Origin of the sequence: Chryseobacterium amylolyticum (assembly GCF_051011775.1) — a bacterium.
Lineage (GTDB): Bacteria > Bacteroidota > Bacteroidia > Flavobacteriales > Weeksellaceae > Chryseobacterium.
This window is the reverse complement of record NZ_JBPCHX010000001.1, coordinates 502656-522626: the sequence shown is the minus strand read 5'-3', so window position 1 is coordinate 522626 and position 19971 is coordinate 502656. Positions and strand designations below refer to the sequence as shown.

Genomic DNA, 19971 nt, shown 5'->3' with positions numbered 1-19971 from the left:
TTTATTCCTTGTTTTAAGAAACTATATTAACATACAAAATTGATCATCCAAAGTTAATAAACAAATTTTATTGTAAATATTATAAAATGAACATGTTATGTTTTTGTATTCCAAAAATATGTATATTGTATTACCAAATTAAAGCGTAATCCGAAAAGCATATAGAGTAGGAGAAAATCAAAAAATGTTACTATGAAAAATCTAAGAAAACTTTCGAAAAGAGAATTAAAAACTGTTCAAGGCGGTATCCCGATGTGTCTTGCTGGGTACTTCTGGTGTTCATTGGAAAGAAAATGCATTCCGGTAGGGTCACCATGCGGACTTATTATTGATTAACTAATTAAAAATAGTAAAAACAGGCTGTCCCAGAAATGGGATAGCTTTTTTTATGTGCTTTCCCATCAATCGACTTAGGAATCAGGAGCGTTAAGAAAATTTGAATGGAATCCGTTAAGAAATTTCCACTGTCTGAGCATGGACTTGTTCAGAACCGAAGCAGAACCGGATGATCCATGCGGGTTTGGAAATTTTAAGAGTCCATTCCAATTTTTAGCGGATGATTCCGTCTTGAACTTTTGCATGCTTTTGTTTCAAGACAAAGTATAAGTAAAATCATGAATGAAAATCATCAAAGCTGGATTTTCATCTCTCACTGAAAAACCGTATTTTTGTACATCTAAAAAGTAAAAGAACGAATGAATTCCTACAAAAATCCATTGGAAGAGCGCTACTCCAGTGAAGAAATGTTATTTAACTTCTCACACAATAACAAATTCCAGAATTGGAGAAAGCTTTGGATAGCTCTTGCTGAAATCGAAAAAGACCTTGGACTTGAAATTACAGACGAGCAGATCGCTGAGTTAAAAGCTAATGCTGAAAACATCGATTATGAGAAAGCAGCAGAGTATGAGAAAAAATTCCGTCATGATGTAATGGCTCACGTTCACGCTTACGGGGATGTGGCGCCTTCGGCAAAAGGAATTATCCACCTTGGAGCAACTTCAGCTTTTGTAGGAGACAATACGGACTTAATTCAGATCCGTGACGGACTTTTAATCTTAAAGAAAAAGTTGGTTAACGTCATGAAGAACTTAGCAGATTTTGCTATTCAGTATAAAGACCTTCCGACTTTAGGATTCACACACTTCCAGCCGGCTCAGTTGACAACAGTTGGAAAAAGAGCTACCCTTTGGTTACAGAGTTTGGTTCTTGACATCGAAGAACTGGATTTCTTCCTTGAAACACTTCGTTTCAGAGGAGTAAAAGGAACTACAGGAACTGCTGCAAGTTTCCTTGAATTGTTCAACGGAGATTATTCCAAAGTAAAGCACTTAGATAAAGAACTTTCAAAAAGATTTGGCTTTGATAAGGTTTTCGGGGTTTCCGGACAGACTTACGATAGGAAAATTGATGCGAAAGTAGTTGCTTTATTAGGGAATATTGCACAATCTGCCCATAAATTCACAAACGATTTACGTTTACTTCAGAACCTTAAGGAAATTGAAGAACCATTCGAGAAAAACCAGATCGGTTCATCGGCAATGGCTTACAAACGTAACCCAATGAGAAGCGAAAGAATCGGAGCATTGGCAAAATATGTAATGTCTCTGACAACAAGTTCTGCAATGGTAGCTTCTACACAATGGTTTGAAAGAACATTGGATGACTCTGCCAACAAGAGATTAACCATTCCTCAGGCGTTCTTAGCGGTGGATGCTATTCTGTTAATCTGGAATAACATCCTGAACGGAATCGTTGTATATCCGAACAGGATCAACAAGCATATTATGGAAGAACTTCCTTTCATGGCGACAGAATATATCATCATGGAAGAAGTAAAAGCAGGTGGTGACCGTCAGGAAATCCACGAGGTAATCAGAGTTCATTCTATGGAGGCTTCCAAGAAAGTGAAAGAAGAAGGAAAAGAAAATGACCTTATCGAAAGAATCCTGAATGATGATTCCTTAAAACTAGACAAATCAAAACTGAAAGAAGTTTTAGATCCTAAAAACTTTATTGGTTTCGCGCCGATTCAGACGGAGGAATTCGTCAAGAACGAGGTACAGCCGATTATAGACCAAAACAAAGACTTAATAGGATTGGAAGCTGATCTTAAAGTATAAAACAATATGCAGTCTTTTCGGCTGCATATTTTATTTCCAGCCTCAACTATGAAAAAACTGTTTTTAACCATTTTATTGATGCCAGTCATGTCTTTTTCTCAGGAAAAAGAGGTGTTAAAATATTTTATTTCCAAGGACAGTTTGGTGGGGGTGAAAAATCAAAAAGGGGAGATTATTATTCCGGCGCAGTTTATTAATCTTACAGGAATGAAAGACAACGAAATTGTTGAGAGTACAAATAATACTATTTTTTTTGATTCTTCTCTGGCTGATAAAAGTAAAATTGAGAAAAATTCCTGGGGAGTTGTCTTTGACAGAAAAGGAAATCTTCTTTACCAGCCCTATTCTTACGACAATGGAGCAGATTATTTCTCTGAAGGGCTGAGAAGATTTGTTAAAAACGGAAAGGTAGGATTTGTAGACAGAAATGCAAAAACAGTTATTGAGGCTGAGCATGATTTTGCATCTCCCTTCAATTACGGATATGCTGCATTCTGTGATGGCTGTGACTGGGAAAAAACAAATGATGAACACAGATCTATTGTAGGTGGAAAATGGGGAGTAATGAATGTCAAAGGAGAAACTGTTCAGCCATTAACAAAACCAACAGCTCAGGATGTTGAAATAGAGGGTAAATACTATCCTAATCCGTTTCAGTACAATGACAAGGAGAAGAATATCCTTCAGTTCTTTGAAAAGCAGAAGAAAAAGCTTTCAGACCTCTATTATGTGAACTTTTACAATAAACTGTCTGAAAAAGAAAAGAACCTGTTTTTTGAAATCGTAGAAAGACCAAAAGAAAATTTCCCCTATTATCAGGTGAATACCTATGATTACAGGAAAAAGGATCTGGATATGCTTTATCGTTTCAAATTCCTGGTCTCAGAAGATGGTAAAACATTTTATGCCATAGAAGATTATAATGATAAAAAAGTTCCTTTCGAAAACTGGCTGAAAGAAGAAATAAAAAATGCAGAGGACTTTCAGAAAGCGCATAAGGATAATCCGAATAAATTTATCAATAAATAATATAAAATTGGAAATTCGGAAGTTCAAATTTGAAGAACATACGACTTATTCCTTTAAATTTGTACGGAATAATGGCTGGAGAGAAAATCTCTTTCAAAAGTTTCCAATATAGATGGGTTTAAAGAAAGAAGCTTTAACTCAGAAAAAGTAAAAAGAAAAATAAATCTAATATTAAAAATCTGACATCTAATGTCTAATAACAAAAGAATTTTCGTAGAAAAAAGAGGAATTTTCGATGTTGAAAGTCCAAAAATTTTTGATGAAGTAAAAGCGGTGGTTCCGGCAGTTCAAAGCGTGAAAGTATACAATGTGTACGATATTTTCAATCTGAACGACGGAGAATTTGAAAAAGTGGTGAACAACACTTTCGTAGACCCTGTTACTGATATTTTGCATACAGAAAACCCTGCAAAGGCTATTCATTTCGGAATGGAATTTTTACCGGGACAGTATGATCAGAGAGCAGATTCTGCACAGCAGTGTATCGCTTTACTGACTGAAAATGAAAAATCAAAAGTAAGAAGTGGAAAACTGATCGAATTTGAAGGGGTTTCCGAAGCTGATTTGGTTAAAATCAAAGACCTTCTGATCAATAAAGTAGAATCTCAGGAAAAAGACTTTTCTGTTCTGGATATTCCTGCAGAAGAAACACCGTCAAAAGTGATCATTCACGAAAATTTCATTAGTTTCAATGATTCGGAACTTGAAACCTTCTATAACAACCATGGTTTTGCATTAGGATTGGATGACCTGAAATTCATCCAGGAATATTTCAAAACTGAAGAAAGAAATCCTACGGAAACAGAATTAAAAGTATTAGACACGTATTGGAGCGATCACTGTCGTCATACGACATTCGAAACAGAATTGTCAGACATTCAGTTTGAAGGCCAGTTCAAACACACATTGGAAACTATTTTCAATGATTATATCGAAAAAAGAAAATTCTTAGGCCGTGAGCTGAAGCCGATTTCCTTAATGGATCTGGCAACAGTATGCGGTAAATATTTCCATAAAACCGGAAACCTTGAAAACCTTGTAATTTCTGATGAGATCAATGCTTGTACCATTCAGATCGAAGCAGAATATGACGGTAAAAAAGAACCCTGGTATTTATTATTCAAAAATGAAACACACAATCACCCTACGGAAATTGAACCTTTCGGAGGAGCTTCCACCTGTTTGGGAGGAGCAATCAGAGATCCTTTATCGGGAAGATCTTTCGTATTCCAGGCCATGAGATTAACAGGTGCTGCAGATGTTTTGGAGCCGGTAGATAAAACATTACCAGGAAAATTACCTCAGAAAACCATTACGAAACAGGCAGCCAACGGATATTCATCTTATGGTAACCAGATTGGTCTTGCTACGACAATGGTTTCCGAAATCTATGACGAAGGCTACAAAGCCAAGAGAATGGAAGTAGGTTTCGTTACCGGAGCTGTTCCAGTAGATTGGGTAAGACGTGAGAAACCTGCCAATGGCGATTCAATCATTATTTTAGGAGGAGCCACAGGCCGTGACGGAGTAGGAGGAGCAAGCGGAAGTTCAAAAGAGCAGGACGAGACTTCTATCCACACCATGAGTTCAGAAGTTCAGAAAGGAAATGCTGTGGAAGAGCGTAAAATTCAGAGACTATTCAGAAATCCTGAAGTAACGAAGCTGATCAAAAAATCAAATGACTTCGGAGCAGGAGGTGTTTCTGTGGCAATCGGTGAAATTGCAGACTCTTTAGAAGTAAATCTTGACGTATTGCCATTAAAATACGAAGGATTAAACGGAACCGAACTGGCTATTTCCGAATCTCAGGAAAGAATGGCTGTGGTGGTAGATCCTCAGGATAAAGAAAAATTCATCAAATTCTGTGAAGCTGAAAACATTGTTGCGGTAGAAGTAGCAAAAGTAACAGATTCAGGAAGAATGCAGATGTTCTGGAAAGGAGACAAAATTGTAGACCTTTCAAGAGCTTTCTTAGATACCAACGGATGTTCAAAATCCCAGGAAGTGAAAATCACTCATCTTGAAGAAGTAAAAGAAGAAACAAAAGCTTTCACAGCAGAAAACTTCCTGAACACCCTAAAAGATAAAAATGTAGCTTCCCAGAAAGGATTGCTTGAAATGTTCGATTCTTCAATCGGGGCCACAACAGTAGCAATGCCTTTAGGAGGGAAATACCAGCAGACCCTGATGGAGGGAAGTGTGCAGACACTACCGGTTTTAGGAGCAAAAGATATTAAAACCGTTTCTTTGGCAAGCTGGGGATTCGATGCTGAAATTTCAAAACAAAACTCTCTGTTAGGAGCATCTTATGCCGTAGTGGAAAGTGTTGCGAAGATCGTGGCAATGGGAGGTGATTATAAAAACATCAGACTGAGCTTCCAGGAATACTTCGAAAAGTTAGGACAAAACCCTGAGAAATGGGGGAAACCTTTAGCTTCACTTTTAGGAGCTTATGATGCGCAGATCAATTTAGGTCTTGCAGCTATCGGAGGAAAGGATTCCATGAGTGGAACGTACCAGGATCTGAATGTTCCGCCGACTTTGATTTCTTTTGCATGTGCCAACGGAGACAAAGAAAATATCATTTCTCCTGAACTGAAAAATGCAGGAAACAAACTGTATTTCTTCAATCACACTGCCCGGGAAAACGGACTTCCAAACTATGATGCTTTAAAAGAAGTTTCTGAATTGATCTTCGAAAATATCAAAGCAGGAAAAATTGTTTCTGTGAAAACAGTAAAAGAAGGAGGTCTTGCCGTAGCATTAGCAAAAATGAGCTTCGGAAACAGGTTAGGAGCTGAAATCAATGCTGATGAAACTGTTTTATTGGCTAAAAATATCGGAAGCTTAATCATTGAAGCAAAAGAAGAATTAAGCTCAGCAGCTCTTCAGTTTATCGGAGAAGTAAAAGATTCAGGGACTTTAAAAATCAATGGTCTTGAATCTAACATTACAGACCTTGTAGCAGCCGATACCAATACATTCGAAAATCTTTTCCCAACAGTTGAAAAGGAAAAGATCACGGTTGAAATTGATGAAAAATCAAACTCAATTCATCCAAGAAATATCATCATTAAAAAGCACGGTATTGCTCAACCAAAAGTATTTGCTCCGGTATTCCCGGGAACCAACTGTGAATATGATACACTGAATGCATTCCAAAAAGAAGGTGCTGTAGTAAGCAGCCTTCCTTTGATCAATATCAATCACCAGTTACTGGATGAAAGTATTGATGCCTGGGTAGAAGAGATCAGAACTTCTCAGATTCTGGCTTTCTCCGGAGGTTTCTCCGCAGGGGATGAACCGGATGGTTCTGCAAAATTCATTGTAAACGTTCTGAAAAACGAGAAAATGAAAAATGCAGTTCATGAATTATTAGACAGGGATGGTATGATCATCGGGATCTGTAACGGGTTCCAGGCACTTGTAAAATCAGGATTGCTGCCTTATGGAAGAATAAAAGATCTGGATGAAAATTCTCCAACGTTAGCTCACAACGCGATCAGAAGGCATATTTCCCAAATGGTAACGGTAAAAGTAGTAAATGACGAAAGCCCTTGGTTAAAAGGAATGAAAGATCAGACTTTCACTATTCCTATTTCTCACGGGGAAGGACGTTTCATGGCTTCAGAAGAAGAAATCAGAAAACTGTATGAAAGCGGGCAGATTGCAACCCAGTACATTGATCTTGATGGAAACATTGCCCATGGGATGCCTTTCAACCCGAATAACTCATTATTCGGAATCGAAGGAATCACCAGTCCATGTGGAAAGATATACGGAAGAATGGGACACCCTGAACGATTTGCTGAAGGTCTCATGAAAAATATACCAACCGCGAATTATCACAACATATTCAAAAACGGTGTTGAATACTTCAAATAACAATACAAGAAAAATGATCGTCATCCATGGCGGTCATTTTTCGTCTTTGGCAGGTTTCTATGAGGAAATTTCCAGCGTCATGATGAAAAATGCGGATTGGAAGGTAGGAACATTGGATGGATTTGATGATATTCTCTACGGTGGTTTCGGAGTATTCGAAAATAAAGAAGAAATTGAAATCATCTGGAAAGAATCACAAAAGTCAAAAGAAAATTTAGGCTTTAATGCTACCCGTGAATTCTATGAAAATAAAATCAGGCAGGGAAAACCCTTCAACATAGAATTAATTCAACAAAAATTAAATGATTTATTGGAAGGAAAAGGGCAGACACTCTTTGATATTCTGATGGAAATTATAGAATCACATACCAATATTACGCTGACATTAGAATGATGAATAATGAGTAATGAGTGGAAACTTTTTCCAGCCACCTTCATCAAATCAACAAGTTGATTCTTCCTTTGTTTCCTTGAACTAAGAGAATAATAAGATCCTGCGTTAAAATCCCATAAATTCAGAAGTTTTAATAATCCCGGAATAGTTTTTCTTCCTATTTTTACTTTAACAAAACAGGAAACAATAAAGTTGAATGAAAAAGATTACTTACGGGCTGTTCTTCGGTGACAGCATTACTTACGGGGAATATGACGGTATTTTTGGAGGATGGGTAGATATTCTGAAAAGATATGCCTTACAGAAATTTCATGAAGGAAACGGAGATGAACTGATTCTTTTCAATCTCGGAATAGGTGGAGAAACTACAGAAGGCTTACTCAAAAGAATTCCTCATGAACTGGAGGCCAGAAATTCTGCTGACGGGAACATTATTTTTTTAAGCTATGGCGCCAACGATCTTGCTGTAAAAGGTGGGATTCAGGTTGTAGCACGTGAAAAATTTAAAAAAAATATTACGACGGCTGTCAATCATGCCAGACAGTTTTCCAATGAAATTTATCTTGTGAGTATTCTTCCCTTTTCTGAAAAGGTAAACGGAGTCGTGGTAAGTTCAGGGAAATTGAGAACCAATGAAGAAGTGATTGTCTACAATCAGATTCTTAAAGATATTGCTGCAGAGCATTCGCTGGGGTATATTGATTTCTATTCGGCTTTCCTTGCTGATAAAGAGGTTCTGCTTTCTGCAGACGGTGTGCATCCGAATGAAAAAGGCTATGGAATGATGGCTGAAGTAGCTATACCAATTATTGAAAAATATTTATAATGGTTTATTTGTTTTCTTATGGAACCCTGCAGAAAGAACAGGTGCAGCTTGAAACTTTCGGAAGACTTTTAGAGGGAGAAAAAGATATTTTATCCGGATATCAACTTCATATGCTTGAGATTACAGATCCCGAAGTACTAAGAAAAAGTGGGCAGAAATACCATCCGGTGCTAAAGTTTTCAGGTAATGATAATGATCATATAGAAGGTGTGCTTTTTGAGGTAACCGAAGCGGAGATCCTTCAGGCAGACGAATATGAAGTGGATGACTACAAAAGAATTGAAGCCATTTTTAAATCCGGAAAGAAAGGATTTATTTATGTCGGGAAATAGTTCCCCATCTTAAAACATCCCCATGCTGTCATTGCAAGCAAAGCGAAGCAATTTCAATAAGAATTAAAGCACTAAACTCATGTAATTTTATCTTTGGTCAACACTCTCTTTGTCATTCCGAGCAAAGCAAGGAACCTATACTTTCATATACTCACAGATTAATAGCTTATGAAGTTTAGATACCTTGCGGAATGGACAAAGGCTATGGATAGATTGTTTATATACAAAACTTCCATTTTAAACACTAATGACACTAATATTACCACAAATACCACGAATAAAATATCCAATAGGAGTGGGCTTTAGCCCACTCATTTATAAATGCAAAATTCACCGGCTTCAGCCCAAACGTAAAAAACTGCTGACATACACCTGTCACAACCTGTTCCTATCTTTGTCCTACAACAAAAATCAAAAAATGAATAAAGTAAAAGTCGATCCTTTTAATGTGATCGGAATCTCAGTAAGAACAACTAACGAAAATGGACAGGCAGGAAAAGACATCCCTTTATTATGGGAAAAAATGATCAGGGAAGACATCCTCAATTCAATCCCGAACAGGGTAGACAATACCATCTATTCCATTTACACAGATTACGAAAAAGACCATACCAGACCTTATACTACAGTTCTTGGATGTAAAGTGGGAAGTCTTGAGAACATCCCGGAAGGAATGGCTGGTTATTCTTTTGATGGTGGAGATTATATAAAATTTACCACAAAAGGGGATCTTTCAAAAGATTTAGTGATCAACGAGTGGACGAAAATATGGGAAATGGATCTGGAAAGGCTATTTACTGCCGATTTTGAAGCCTATGGAAAAAAAGCACAAAATCCTTCAGACGCAGAAGTAGATATCTTCATCGCTGTCAAATAAAAAGTTAAAGAATAAAAGATCGCTAAACTTCGCAAACTTTCCAACTTAAGACGTGAAATTCCCCTCCACTGGAGGGGTGGCGAAAATTCAAAGAATTTTTGACGGGGTGGTCTGAAACTTCAGCTTCTTTCTTCCGGCTCAGCTGAAAATATATTTCCAGTACACCAGAATTCCGACAATCACTGCTGCAATGGCGGTCAGAACTACAGCTCCGGCAGCAATATCCTTAATAAAGCCTATTCTTTTATCGAAGTCAGGTTGAATGATATCACAGATCTTTTCAATAGCCGTATTAAAAATTTCAGCACTCAAAACAGCAAAAGAGACAATGAAAACCAATGCTGCGTCTGTGTTGTTCAGTCTGAAATAGAAAATACAGAAGAGGTTGATGAAGAATATAAAAAGCTCAATCCGGAAATTTCTCTCTGTTTTAATCATCATGAAAACACCTCTGAAAGCATTGAGAAAACTTTTATGGATGGGAGGTTTTTGCATGATTTCCTAAGTTTTTTCACAAATATAGGTTTTGTATTTGATAAAAAAATGTATATCCACAGAAATCTAAGTATAATATCAAGGCTCAAAACAAATTAAGGATCTTTGTTAAAAACTCCTCCATAATATTCTTTTCTTTATTGTATCTATTTATTATATTTGTAGAAACTTATTTTATAAATCTATGAAATTTATTATTTCAAGTGGTGAACTGCAGAAGGCTTTGCAAACTGTAAGTGGCGTAATATCAAGCTCTCAATCGAGACCGATTTTAGAAAACTATCTTTTTGAATTAGACGGAAATAATGTTACCATTACAGCATCTGACGGCGAGACAACTCTTGTTACTTCCCTGGAAGTAAAGTCTGATGATACAGGTAAATTTGCTGTTCCTGCTAAAATTTTTCAGGATTTTATCAAGACTTATGGTGAACAGCCTCTGACATTTGTTGTAAAAGACAATGCCGAAGGTACCGGAAGCCAGCTTGAGATTTTAGATGAAAAAGATAATTTCGCAGTAGCATTAGACAATGCTGATGACTATCCTGAATTACCGGAATTCGACGCTTCACAGAGTGTAACGATGCCGGCAGGAGTTTTGTCTGAAGCTTTGACAAACACACTCTTTGCTACAAGTAACGATTCTCTTCGTCCGGTAATGACAGGTGTACTGTTCCAGTTTGGAGAAAATGAAACCAATTTCGTTTCTACAGACTCCCACAGATTAGTGGTGTATAAAAGAGCAGACCTAATGAATGCTGAGCCGATGGAGTTTATCATGCCTAAAAAGCCTCTTAACATTTTCAAAAATATCCTGGCAAGTTCCAATGAAGACGTTACCATCGACTTCAATGAGAATATGGCTAAATTTACTTTTGGTAAGCATATCTGGATCTGCAGACTGATCGATGGTAAATATCCGAACTATACAGCGGTAATTCCAAAGGAAAATCCAAATGTATTGACAATCAACAGAAACCTGTTGTTAGGAGCGATCAAAAGAGCATCTATCATGTCCAACAAATCTACCAACCAGGTAAGATTTAAGCTTTCCGGAAATATTCTTCACCTTCATGCAGAAGATACTGAATATGCAAACAAAGCAGACATGCAGATTCCTTGTGATTACAACGGTGAAGATATCAATATCGGATTCAGTTCCAAATTCTTAACTGAAATGCTGACCATTTTAGGATCTGACGATATCACAATGAAAATGTCTCAGCCTAACAGACCGGGGATCATTGAACCTCTTGATGGTCTTGAAGAAAATGAAAATATCTTAATGTTATCAATGCCGGTAATCGGATTGTAATAGTAAGATGACAAATAATAGAAAGCCGGAATTTTCCGGCTTTTTTTGTAATCCTGCCTTCCGATTTATAGTTGAAAGAGGTGGAATCTACTTAGAAATCAGGAGCATCAGGAAAATTTAAATGTAATCCGAAGGAAAACCTGACAATCCATGCGAGTTTGGAAATTTTAGGAAGACATTCAAATTTTTAGCGGATGATTCCCGACTTGAAATTTTGTATATTTTTGCTTCAGGGTAAAAGTATAGTAAAAACATTTTAATAAACATGAAAAAAATAACAATTCTCGGATCACTTATTTGCTCTCTATGGGCTTTTTCGCAAAAGAGTGCGAAAATGTACTATGAGCACACAAAAGATATTATCACTTACTATGCTGATAATATTGAAATCTATCCAATTTCAATAACGTTCTCCGAACAGCCGGAAACAGAAAATCTGAAGAGTCCCGAAGCATTTAAAATGATCAGAGTACTGCCTCCCAAATCAACGAAAAACAGAATTGCTTATTTTGTTGTCAATGATAAAAGAAAAGGGTGGAAAATCAAGAAAATGCCTGCTTACTACACTTTGGCTGGAGATGCTACAATAAAGACCTATGATGCTGACTATACCTATGATCTGCCTTTTCAAAAAGGGAAATCCTTTAATGTTTATCAGGGGTACAATGGAATGTTTTCTCATCAGAATGAAAACTCTTTAGATTTTGTAATGCCTGAAGGAACCGAAATTACAGCGGCAAGAGAAGGTAAAGTCATTGATGCTGTTCAGAGTAATAATACGGGATGTCCTACATCAAGTTGTGCTAATCAGGCTAATTATATTTCAATTTTACATTCGGATGGAACGATTGCGCAGTATTTTCACCTGAAACAAAATGGAGTTAAAGTTAAAATAGGAGATGAAGTTAAAAAAGGTGATTTAATAGGACTGAGTGGCAATACAGGCTGGACAAACGGCCCACATTTACATTTCCAATGCTTTCTTCCCGATCCTTCAAAACCTAAACAGAAGAATACGCTCAAAACTCTTTTCAGAACCGGTAACGGAAGCAAAACAGAATATCTTACAGAGAAAAGAACATATTCAAAAGAGTACTGAAAAGATAGTGTTTATTTGTGAGTCTATTAGTGTCATTAGTGTTTAAAAAGATTCAATCATGCAAATAAAAATCCACTCTTACCACACTTCGGATTTTCCCTCGGAATTCACTACTGAAAACTATAGCGTTTTTCTGTGGAAGGGTTCCGGTATTTTCTCAGTAGATGGCATCAACTATTCTTACAGCGGATACAATATTCTGTTTCTTTCTCCTTACCAGAAGTTGAAGCTGGCTTCTGAATCCGAGGAAGATATTCATGTACTTTTCTTTCATGGCGATTATTACTGTATAGAATATCACAAAGAGGAAGTAGCTTGTAACGGACTTCTTTTCAATAATATTTACCTGAATCCGGGAGTTGAATTGACAGAGGAAAGCTATCATTATATTCTCGAACTTTTCAGTCACATTAAAAAAGAAGAATCGGAAAAACATCAGTTTTCAGAATCCATTATCAAAACTTATATACAGCTTATCCTTGCCATTGGAAGCAAACAGAAAAGCAGTATTGAAAAAAGCGTGATTACAGGTGATAAAATTCCCAATAAAAATGCTGCAGAATTTCAGAAACTGCTGGAATCCCATTTTAAAGATGAAAAGGAACTGTCATTTTACAGTGACAAACTGAATATTACCAATAATACATTAAGCAAAGCGGTAAAGAAAGAATTTGCCAAAACACCTACTCAGCTTATCAATGAAAGAATTATCCTGGAATCTAAAAAACTGTTGCATTTAACCTACAGATCTGTCAAGGAAATTGCTTCAGAGCTGGGATTTGCAGATGAATTTTATTTCAGCAGGTATTTCAAAAAATCGGTGGGCTGCTCACCTAAAAATTACAGAGAAAAAGTTGGGATCTCGGTGGTGGCGAAAATGTCCATGTAATGTCCTGAAATGTCTATGTTGGCGCTGTATGCATGTGGATACCTTTGTTAAAAAAATAATCACATGAAAAATAACAGACTTTACGACCAACTACTACAATGGGATACATATTTTTTCAATTTTCTCAGAATTTCAATTTTCATTGTTATGGCCTGGATTGGAGGCCTGAAGGCATTTCATTACGAAGCCGACGGAATTGTACCTTTCGTAGCCAACAGCCCGCTGATGAGTTTCTTCTACAAAAATGCAGGCAATAAAGTCCTTAATAAAGATCAAAAGCTGGTCGCAGAATATACTCTGTACAAAAATCCGGAAGGGAAGATCATTCAGAAAAATATTGACTGGCAAAAGGAAAACAGAACGTATGCCTTTTCCTATGGCTTGGGAACCACGATAGTAGTGATAGGATTTCTTGTACTGCTTGGAATTTGGTTTCCTAAAATAGGAGCCGTTGGGGGAGCCTTAACATTTTTAATGTCATTGGTTACCCTGTCATTTCTGATCACGACCCCTGAAGTTTACGTCCCCAATCTGGGTGGAGATTACGCTACACCTCAATATGGTTTTCCCTATCTGTCCGGAGCAGGACGTCTTGTATTGAAGGATATTATCATGATGGCCGGAGGGTTGGTATTATTTTCTGATAGCCTGAAGAAGCTGGTAAGACCGTCGGACCAATAGTTTCCATAATTAGTAACAGAAAGATTAACGAAAATTTATTATCTTAAAATCGCTTCTAAATTTCTCTATTTCTCAAAAAAACACGACATTTGTAGCTCGAAAAATTGCACTTGAATAAGGTGTGGGATTTCAAATAAAGTTTCAAATTGAGCAGATGAACCCTTAATTTCATCTGACGAATTAAATAAGTAGATAGATTAACAAATGAAAATATCAAACAACTGGCTGAAGGACTTTGTAAAAACGGAATTAAAAACTGAAAGAATCGGTGAGTTCCTTACAGATATAGGTCTTGAAGTTGAAGGGATAGATAAATTTGAAAGTGTAAAAGGAAGCCTGGAAAGAATTGTTGTAGGTAAAGTATTAACCTGCGAAAAACATCCCAATGCTGACAAACTGAAGAAGACAACAGTAGATGTAGGAAACGGAAAAGTACTGAACATTGTTTGCGGAGCTCCTAACGTAGAAGCAGGGCAGACTGTTCCTGTGGCAGTTGTCGGAACTAAAATCTATGACAAAACAGGAAACTTTTTTGAAATCAAAGAAGCAAAAATCAGAGGAGAAGTTTCTCAGGGTATGATCTGTGCTGAAGATGAATTAGGTCTTAGCGATGATCACGGAGGAATTATGGTGCTGGACGAAACAAAATATGAGGTAGGGAAAAACTTTGCAGATTATTTTGAGTTAACTAATGATGAGGTTTTTGAAATCGGATTAACACCCAACAGAACAGACGCAATGTCTCACTATGGTGTTGCAAGAGATTTACATGCTTATCTTTCTACAAACCAGCTAAAGTCTCAGTTTAATAAAGTAGCTTCCGAAGCTTTGAATGGCGAGGGAACTCATGACTTCAAGCTTGAAATTGAAGATGCTGAACTGTGCCCAAGATATATCGGAGCTGTTATTGAAGATGTAAAAATAGCTGAATCACCATCATGGCTGAAGGACAGGCTGAAAGCGATTGGGTTAAGCCCGATCAATAATGTTGTAGATATTACGAACTATATTCTTCACGGTTACGGACAACCGCTTCACGCATTTGATGCAGATAAAATTGCAGACAAAAAAGTGAAAGTAGGCGTTGTAAAGCCGGGAACGAAGTTTACTACCTTAGATGGTGTAGAAAGAACATTGAACGGTTCTGAAATCATGATCAAAGACGGTAAAGATAACCCAATGTGTATTGCCGGAGTATTCGGTGGTGAAAAGTCAGGAGTATCTGAAACTACCAGAACAATATTCCTGGAAAGTGCTTATTTTAACCCGATTGCGGTAAGAAAAGGGGCAAAAGCGCACAGCCTGAATACAGATGCTTCTTTCAGGTTTGAAAGAGGAGTAGACCCGAATATTACAAGAACAGCAATTACCCATGCGATCAAAATGATTCAGGAAATTGCTGAAGGGAAGTTAGTAGGAGAGTTACTGGAAGAATATCCTAAGAAAATAGAAGATAACTATGTGATCCTGAGATTCTCTAAAATTGAACAGATCTTAGGAACAAAAATCCATAGAGAAAAAGTAAAGGAAATTCTAAAAGCATTGGAAATTCAGGTTCTGAATGAAATTCCTAATGGTTTTGAAATCTCCGTTCCTGCTTACAGAGCAGATGTAACAAGAGAAATTGATGTGATTGAAGAGATCTTAAGAATTTACGGATACAATAAAATTGATGCTCCACAGAAGATTTCGTTTACTCCTGTTAAGTTAAGTGCAAACGATCAGGACGAACTGGAGAACAGCTGGGCAAGAACTTTACAGGGGCTTGGTTTCAACGAAGTGATGAACAACTCATTAACCTCTGTAAAAGATGAAACTGATGCCGTAAAACTATTGAATCCTTTAAGCGGAGATCTGGCGTTCATGAGAAAGTCTTTGCTGGAAGGGCTTCTTCAGAATACAGTATATAACATCAACCGAAAAAATCAGGATATCAAGTTCTTCGAATTAGGAAAAATTTATCACAAAAAAGATAAATACGAAGAAAGAAAACAGTTGGCATTATTGGTTTCAGGAAGAGATGTTGCAGAAAACTGGCTCCAGCCAAAATCTGCAGTAAGTTTCTATAACCTTAAAGCTTATGTTAAAGTTTTATTGGAAAGACTTGCTGTAAATTATAAGGAAGTGGCATTAACGGATGACAGATTCTCTGATGCATTGGTATATGAGGCAGAAGGTAAAGCATTGGTACGAATCGGAAAAGTAGCACCTGCTTTATTGAAAGATTTTGATATCGATCAGGATTGTTTCTATGCGGAAATTGAACTGGAATATGCTCAGGAACTTCGTTCTAAAAATGAACTGAAATTCAAAGATATTCCGAAATTCAACAAGATCAGAAGAGACCTGGCTTTATTGATTGATAAAACGGTAAACTATCAGGATCTATATCAGACTGCCAAAAAGAATAAATCTCCATTCATTAAGAGCATTAACCTGTTTGATGTGTATGAAGGGAAAAATCTTCCTGAAGGCAAGAAGTCTTACGCCATGAGCTTCGAGCTGCTAAACGAAGAGAAAACACTGGAAGAAAAAGAAATTACAGAAGTAATGGATTCTTTAATCAAATCTTTCCAGAAAGAATTCAATGCTGAGTTGAGATCTTAATATTTGAAAATAGATATTTCAACATAAATAGAAACGGACTTTAAAGTCCGTTTTTTTGTTTTGAATCTTTTTTTACATATCCCGGATTAATATGTTTTGGCTAAAGCCATTGGATTGTTGGCTATTTTAAGTAAACGGGCTAAAGCCCGTTCCTGTTGAATTAACTGTATTCTGTGAATGCTTTTCTGGTCAGTCTACCCTCAATCTTTGTCACTCCGTAGGAGTCTCAGCGCTCTATATGCTAATTGTAATAGAGATTCTTTGGAAGGACAGAGCACTGGAAATTTCATATTTAAGCCTTTGAAAATAACCGGAAAATATTCAAACTAACAAGTGTTAAAGAATAATAAAATTCACGGCAGCCCGTTTAAATAATATAATTTCCGTAAATTTGGGTTAATTCAAAAAGAAAAAAATGAAAAATCTTTTTTTAAGTATATGTACAGCTGCAGTACTGGCTTCATGCGGATCAATGACAAGCCCTTCTGCATCTAAAGTAGGAAAAGCTCAGCCTGCTCTTGCCAATACAAAATGGACACTGGCTGAAACGGTAAAAGGTAAAGTTCCGACATTGAATATTGAAGGAGAGAAAATCACAGGAAATGCAGGGTGTAACAACTATTTCGGAACTGCCAGCATAGATCCGTCTACAGGTAGTTTTACAGCAGGGCAGATGGGATCCACCAAAATGATGTGCAATAACATCGGGGTAGAGCAGAACTTTATGGATATGATGGGAAAAGCAAACAAATATGTAATTTCCGGGAATACTTTAGAATTGTATAAAGACAATCTTCTGTTACTGAAATTTACCAAATCAGAATAAAAAACAAAAGGAACTCAATATTGAGTTCCTTTTTTATGTTTGGAGTGTTATTAATCTTCCTCTTCTTCGTCGTACTTAGCCAACTCTTCGTCGCACCATTTGAACGCTGCTTCTACTACTTTAGTCGCTTCGTCTGCCATAGTTTCTTCATCATCACCTTCAAGATCATCTAACCACTCAACTTCTTCTTCCTCAACGTTTAAGATAAATCTTGGATATTCTGTGTGAACTACGAATAGATCCTCTGGAAATTCCGAATTATCTGCTAATAAAAACTTTGGTAATTTCATTTTTTTAATGTTTTAACTTTCTCAAAGATAAATAAAATTATTGACTTAAAATTACTTCAAAAACATTTTTGAAACTTTTTCAGCTTTTTTGCTTTCAGAATAATCGTAGAAACCTTCTCCTGATTTTACACCAAGTTTCCCTGCTGTTACCATATTTACCAATAACGGATTGGGTGCATACTTTGGATTTTTGAATCCGTCATACATAACATTCAGGATAGCAAGACATACATCAAGACCAATAAAATCTGCAAGCTGAAGAGGACCCATCGGATGAGCCATTCCCAGTTTCATTACGGTATCAATTTCTTCTACGCCAGCCACACCGTTATAAAGTGTTTCGATAGACTCATTGATCATAGGCATTAAAATTCTGTTCGCTACAAAACCAGGGTAATCATTCACCTCTACAGGAACTTTCCCTAAAGTCTTACTCATTTCATAGATTGCATCGAAAGTCTCCTTGGAAGTGGAATATCCTTTGATGATCTCTACCAGCTTCATGATAGGAACCGGGTTCATAAAGTGCATACCGATTACCTTATCAGCTCTTTTGGTAGCTGCCGCAATTTTTGTAATAGAAATAGAAGAAGTATTGGTGGCAAGAATACAATTGGCAGGAGCCAGTTCATCCATCTGACCGAAGATCTTCAGTTTAAGATCAAGATTTTCAGTGGCAGCTTCTACGATAAGGTCTGCAGTGCCTACAGCATCATTCAGTGCTGTAAAGGTAGTAATGTTCCCTAATGTTTCTGCTTTTTGCTCTTCTGTAAGATTTCCTTTTGCAATGATTCTGTCAAGATTCGTAGTAATGGTTTTTAAACCTCTGTCCAGAGCTTCCTGAGATACATCTACAAGATTTACTTTAAAACCGCTTTGCGCGAAAGTATGTGCAATACCATTTCCCATGGTTCCAGCTCCGATAACTACAATGTTTTTAATCATTTTTCCTTTATTTTTTATAGATAGTTAAATTTTTTGCTTGTGCAAGATCCGATTGTGAAACCGTAACTGACGGATCAAAACTAACATTTCCTTTGCTGCTTTGTTCTTTGTTGTTGTTCTGATTCGAAACTGTAGCCGTAAGTCCTCTTACAAGCCTGCTTCTCTGATTTTTTGTCAGAAAGTCTGTACCAACATACAATGTGTATTCACCTTCCCTGCCCATTCCTTTTTGTATCAGGATTTCCAGACTTTTGATCTGGTATTTTCTCTTAAATTCTTTCAGAAAACTGATGACAGGCTTATCAGACGAAGGACCGCAGCAGACACTTCCATAGCTGACTTCTAAATAATTCTGATTCTTCTGTGAGTAAAAGAAAGTGAATGCAAACAGAGCAGCTGTTACTATTATTTTTTTCATGTTAAATCGCTTTAAAAATAAGCTTAAAATTTTATTTATTAAAATATTCCCAAACCTCCTTCGAAATATCAGAAATCATCCTGCAGTTTACGACATCCGTTTCCATTGAATTACTGACAAATACAGCTAATGCATAATGTTTCCCGTTGGGTAAAGTAACGATTCCGATTTCATTTTCTGCGCCTGTTAAGCCTGCTTTATTTTTCCCTGAAGCTCCCGTTTTTCTTGCGACAGGTGTGTTTTTGGGAAGTTGTTCAACTATTTTATTTAATCCGGTTGAAGTAGAAAGCATTACTTTCATCAGATACTCTGTAGATTTTTTGGATAATAACTTTCCGTCATAAAACTTTTTCAGGACATCAGCAGCGGATTTTGTTGTGCTGTAATTTTCATACTGAACATTCCAGTCCTTATGCATATCCTCTTCATTGTATTTGATCTGAAAACCTTTTACTCCTTTAGAATCCATGAATTTTTGAACAACCTGGGTTCCTCCCAACAGCTTCAGAAGAATATCACAGCCATTATTGTCACTTTTGGCAACCGTATATTCAATCACTTCGCTTAACGGAATTTCAACATTTCCGGCCGGATATTTATCACGAAGCGGCGACCATGTATTTTCCAGTAAATTCGATTTGTCCAGCATAATTTTCTGATCCAGAGAAAGTTTTCCCTGATCTGCAGCATTCAGAACTGCTGCTGCAATGTGAAATTTAAACACACTTTGCATCGGGAGTTTTTTATCTCCGTTTTTATCGTACTTAAAGCCATTTTCAAAACCAAGAACAGAAATACCAACCGTAGCTTTTTTGTTCTTAATGACCGAATTAATTTTTTGTTCCAATAAAGAGGTCTGAGCCCATGAAAATGCTGAAATCAGAAGAAAAAGAAGTGCTGTTTTTTTCATAATACGGAAATTAAAAAGCTCTCTTCTGAA

General features: G+C 36.8%; 19 protein-coding genes. 14 read left to right on the top strand and 5 right to left on the bottom strand.

Annotated elements, in window-relative coordinates:
* The first annotated feature begins 192 nt into the window (after nucleotides 1–192).
* The 8 genes from ACR1PO_RS02370 (at nucleotide 193) to ACR1PO_RS02335 (ending at nucleotide 9466) form a co-directional block, all read left to right on the top strand.
* On the top strand, nucleotides 193–336 hold the full coding sequence (locus ACR1PO_RS02370; RefSeq protein ID WP_156121528.1) for a bacteriocin-like protein: 144 nt from the start codon (nucleotides 193–195) through the stop codon (nucleotides 334–336).
* Nucleotides 337–695: 359 nt separating this feature from the next.
* Nucleotides 696–2123: an adenylosuccinate lyase gene (purB, locus tag ACR1PO_RS02365; protein ID WP_202839428.1), complete on the top strand. Its 1428-nt coding sequence runs from the start codon at nucleotides 696–698 to the stop codon at nucleotides 2121–2123.
* Nucleotides 2124–2171: 48 nt separating this feature from the next.
* Nucleotides 2172–3152: a WG repeat-containing protein gene (locus ACR1PO_RS02360; RefSeq protein WP_433985678.1), complete on the top strand. Its 981-nt coding sequence runs from the start codon at nucleotides 2172–2174 to the stop codon at nucleotides 3150–3152.
* 189 nt (nucleotides 3153–3341) lie between these two features.
* A complete protein-coding gene (locus ACR1PO_RS02355; protein ID WP_433985677.1) occupies nucleotides 3342–7037 on the top strand; it encodes a phosphoribosylformylglycinamidine synthase in 3696 nt (1231 codons plus the stop codon).
* Nucleotides 7018–7431 carry a barstar family protein gene (locus ACR1PO_RS02350; RefSeq protein ID WP_332387593.1) on the top strand — a complete coding sequence of 138 codons (414 nt, stop codon included), beginning with the start codon at nucleotides 7018–7020 and terminating at the stop codon, nucleotides 7429–7431. The genes ACR1PO_RS02355 and ACR1PO_RS02350 overlap by 20 nt, the downstream gene beginning before the upstream one ends.
* A 196-nt stretch (nucleotides 7432–7627) precedes the next feature.
* A complete protein-coding gene (locus tag ACR1PO_RS02345) occupies nucleotides 7628–8257 on the top strand; it encodes an SGNH/GDSL hydrolase family protein (RefSeq protein WP_433985676.1) in 630 nt (209 codons plus the stop codon).
* Nucleotides 8257–8589 carry a gamma-glutamylcyclotransferase family protein gene (locus ACR1PO_RS02340; protein WP_332387590.1) on the top strand — a complete coding sequence of 111 codons (333 nt, stop codon included), beginning with the start codon at nucleotides 8257–8259 and terminating at the stop codon, nucleotides 8587–8589. The genes ACR1PO_RS02345 and ACR1PO_RS02340 overlap by 1 nt, the downstream gene beginning before the upstream one ends.
* A 418-nt stretch (nucleotides 8590–9007) precedes the next feature.
* Nucleotides 9008–9466, top strand: coding sequence for a GyrI-like domain-containing protein (locus ACR1PO_RS02335; protein WP_433985675.1), 459 nt, complete (start codon nucleotides 9008–9010; stop codon nucleotides 9464–9466).
* 138 nt (nucleotides 9467–9604) lie between these two features.
* Here ACR1PO_RS02335 and ACR1PO_RS02330 read toward each other — a convergent pair whose 3' ends face one another.
* Nucleotides 9605–9961, bottom strand: a complete 357-nt coding sequence (locus ACR1PO_RS02330; RefSeq protein WP_433985674.1) for a diacylglycerol kinase family protein — start codon at nucleotides 9959–9961, stop codon at nucleotides 9605–9607.
* A 184-nt stretch (nucleotides 9962–10145) separates the two neighbouring features.
* Here ACR1PO_RS02330 and dnaN point away from each other — a divergent pair, with 184 nt between their 5' ends.
* The 6 genes from dnaN to ACR1PO_RS02300 all read left to right on the top strand — a co-directional run bounded on the left by dnaN (nucleotide 10146) and on the right by ACR1PO_RS02300 (nucleotide 17378).
* Nucleotides 10146–11276, top strand: a complete 1131-nt coding sequence (gene dnaN, locus ACR1PO_RS02325; RefSeq protein WP_034699704.1) for a DNA polymerase III subunit beta — start codon at nucleotides 10146–10148, stop codon at nucleotides 11274–11276.
* Nucleotides 11277–11541: 265 nt separating this feature from the next.
* Nucleotides 11542–12375 (top strand): M23 family metallopeptidase, encoded by an 834-nt coding sequence (locus tag ACR1PO_RS02320; RefSeq protein WP_433985673.1) that lies wholly within the window; start codon nucleotides 11542–11544, stop codon nucleotides 12373–12375.
* 58 nt (nucleotides 12376–12433) lie between these two features.
* Nucleotides 12434–13264 (top strand): AraC family transcriptional regulator, encoded by an 831-nt coding sequence (locus ACR1PO_RS02315; protein ID WP_433985672.1) that lies wholly within the window; start codon nucleotides 12434–12436, stop codon nucleotides 13262–13264.
* 63 nt (nucleotides 13265–13327) lie between these two features.
* Complete coding sequence (locus ACR1PO_RS02310; protein WP_332387585.1) at nucleotides 13328–13945, top strand: DUF417 family protein; 618 nt, start codon at nucleotides 13328–13330, stop codon at nucleotides 13943–13945.
* 204 nt (nucleotides 13946–14149) lie between these two features.
* Nucleotides 14150–16552 (top strand): phenylalanine--tRNA ligase subunit beta, encoded by a 2403-nt coding sequence (gene pheT, locus ACR1PO_RS02305; protein ID WP_433985671.1) that lies wholly within the window; start codon nucleotides 14150–14152, stop codon nucleotides 16550–16552.
* Nucleotides 16553–16967: 415 nt separating this feature from the next.
* Nucleotides 16968–17378, top strand: a complete 411-nt coding sequence (locus tag ACR1PO_RS02300; RefSeq protein WP_002977985.1) for an META domain-containing protein — start codon at nucleotides 16968–16970, stop codon at nucleotides 17376–17378.
* A gap of 50 nt (nucleotides 17379–17428) precedes the next feature.
* Here the strand turns inward: ACR1PO_RS02300 and ACR1PO_RS02295 are convergent, their stop codons facing one another.
* The 4 genes from ACR1PO_RS02295 to bla-A are packed head-to-tail and all read right to left on the bottom strand — an operon-like array spanning nucleotide 17429 to nucleotide 19941.
* The gene (locus ACR1PO_RS02295) at nucleotides 17429–17668 is read right to left on the bottom strand and encodes a DUF8828 family protein (protein ID WP_002977986.1); all 240 of its coding nucleotides are present in this window, start codon (nucleotides 17666–17668) and stop codon (nucleotides 17429–17431) included.
* Between the two features lie 51 nt (nucleotides 17669–17719).
* Nucleotides 17720–18610, bottom strand: a complete 891-nt coding sequence (locus ACR1PO_RS02290; RefSeq protein ID WP_332388050.1) for a 3-hydroxybutyryl-CoA dehydrogenase — start codon at nucleotides 18608–18610, stop codon at nucleotides 17720–17722.
* 10 nt (nucleotides 18611–18620) lie between these two features.
* On the bottom strand, nucleotides 18621–19031 hold the full coding sequence (locus tag ACR1PO_RS02285) for a hypothetical protein (RefSeq protein WP_433985670.1): 411 nt from the start codon (nucleotides 19029–19031) through the stop codon (nucleotides 18621–18623).
* Between the two features lie 31 nt (nucleotides 19032–19062).
* The gene (gene bla-A, locus ACR1PO_RS02280; RefSeq protein WP_332387581.1) at nucleotides 19063–19941 is read right to left on the bottom strand and encodes a CGA/CIA family class A beta-lactamase; all 879 of its coding nucleotides are present in this window, start codon (nucleotides 19939–19941) and stop codon (nucleotides 19063–19065) included.
* Nucleotides 19942–19971 lie beyond the last annotated feature (30 nt).

Coding starts and splice junctions, on each gene's coding strand:
- ACR1PO_RS02370 (WP_156121528.1), top strand. CDS start 193: ATGAAAAATCTAAGAAAACTTTCGAAAAGAGAATTAAAAACTGTTCAA.
- purB (WP_202839428.1), top strand. CDS start 696: ATGAATTCCTACAAAAATCCATTGGAAGAGCGCTACTCCAGTGAAGAA.
- ACR1PO_RS02360 (WP_433985678.1), top strand. CDS start 2,172: ATGAAAAAACTGTTTTTAACCATTTTATTGATGCCAGTCATGTCTTTT.
- ACR1PO_RS02355 (WP_433985677.1), top strand. CDS start 3,342: ATGTCTAATAACAAAAGAATTTTCGTAGAAAAAAGAGGAATTTTCGAT.
- ACR1PO_RS02345 (WP_433985676.1), top strand. CDS start 7,628: ATGAAAAAGATTACTTACGGGCTGTTCTTCGGTGACAGCATTACTTAC.
- ACR1PO_RS02340 (WP_332387590.1), top strand. CDS start 8,257: ATGGTTTATTTGTTTTCTTATGGAACCCTGCAGAAAGAACAGGTGCAG.
- ACR1PO_RS02335 (WP_433985675.1), top strand. CDS start 9,008: ATGAATAAAGTAAAAGTCGATCCTTTTAATGTGATCGGAATCTCAGTA.
- ACR1PO_RS02330 (WP_433985674.1), bottom strand. CDS start 9,961: ATGCAAAAACCTCCCATCCATAAAAGTTTTCTCAATGCTTTCAGAGGT.
- dnaN (WP_034699704.1), top strand. CDS start 10,146: ATGAAATTTATTATTTCAAGTGGTGAACTGCAGAAGGCTTTGCAAACT.
- ACR1PO_RS02320 (WP_433985673.1), top strand. CDS start 11,542: ATGAAAAAAATAACAATTCTCGGATCACTTATTTGCTCTCTATGGGCT.
- ACR1PO_RS02315 (WP_433985672.1), top strand. CDS start 12,434: ATGCAAATAAAAATCCACTCTTACCACACTTCGGATTTTCCCTCGGAA.
- ACR1PO_RS02310 (WP_332387585.1), top strand. CDS start 13,328: ATGAAAAATAACAGACTTTACGACCAACTACTACAATGGGATACATAT.
- pheT (WP_433985671.1), top strand. CDS start 14,150: ATGAAAATATCAAACAACTGGCTGAAGGACTTTGTAAAAACGGAATTA.
- ACR1PO_RS02300 (WP_002977985.1), top strand. CDS start 16,968: ATGAAAAATCTTTTTTTAAGTATATGTACAGCTGCAGTACTGGCTTCA.
- ACR1PO_RS02295 (WP_002977986.1), bottom strand. CDS start 17,668: ATGAAATTACCAAAGTTTTTATTAGCAGATAATTCGGAATTTCCAGAG.
- ACR1PO_RS02285 (WP_433985670.1), bottom strand. CDS start 19,031: ATGAAAAAAATAATAGTAACAGCTGCTCTGTTTGCATTCACTTTCTTT.
- bla-A (WP_332387581.1), bottom strand. CDS start 19,941: ATGAAAAAAACAGCACTTCTTTTTCTTCTGATTTCAGCATTTTCATGG.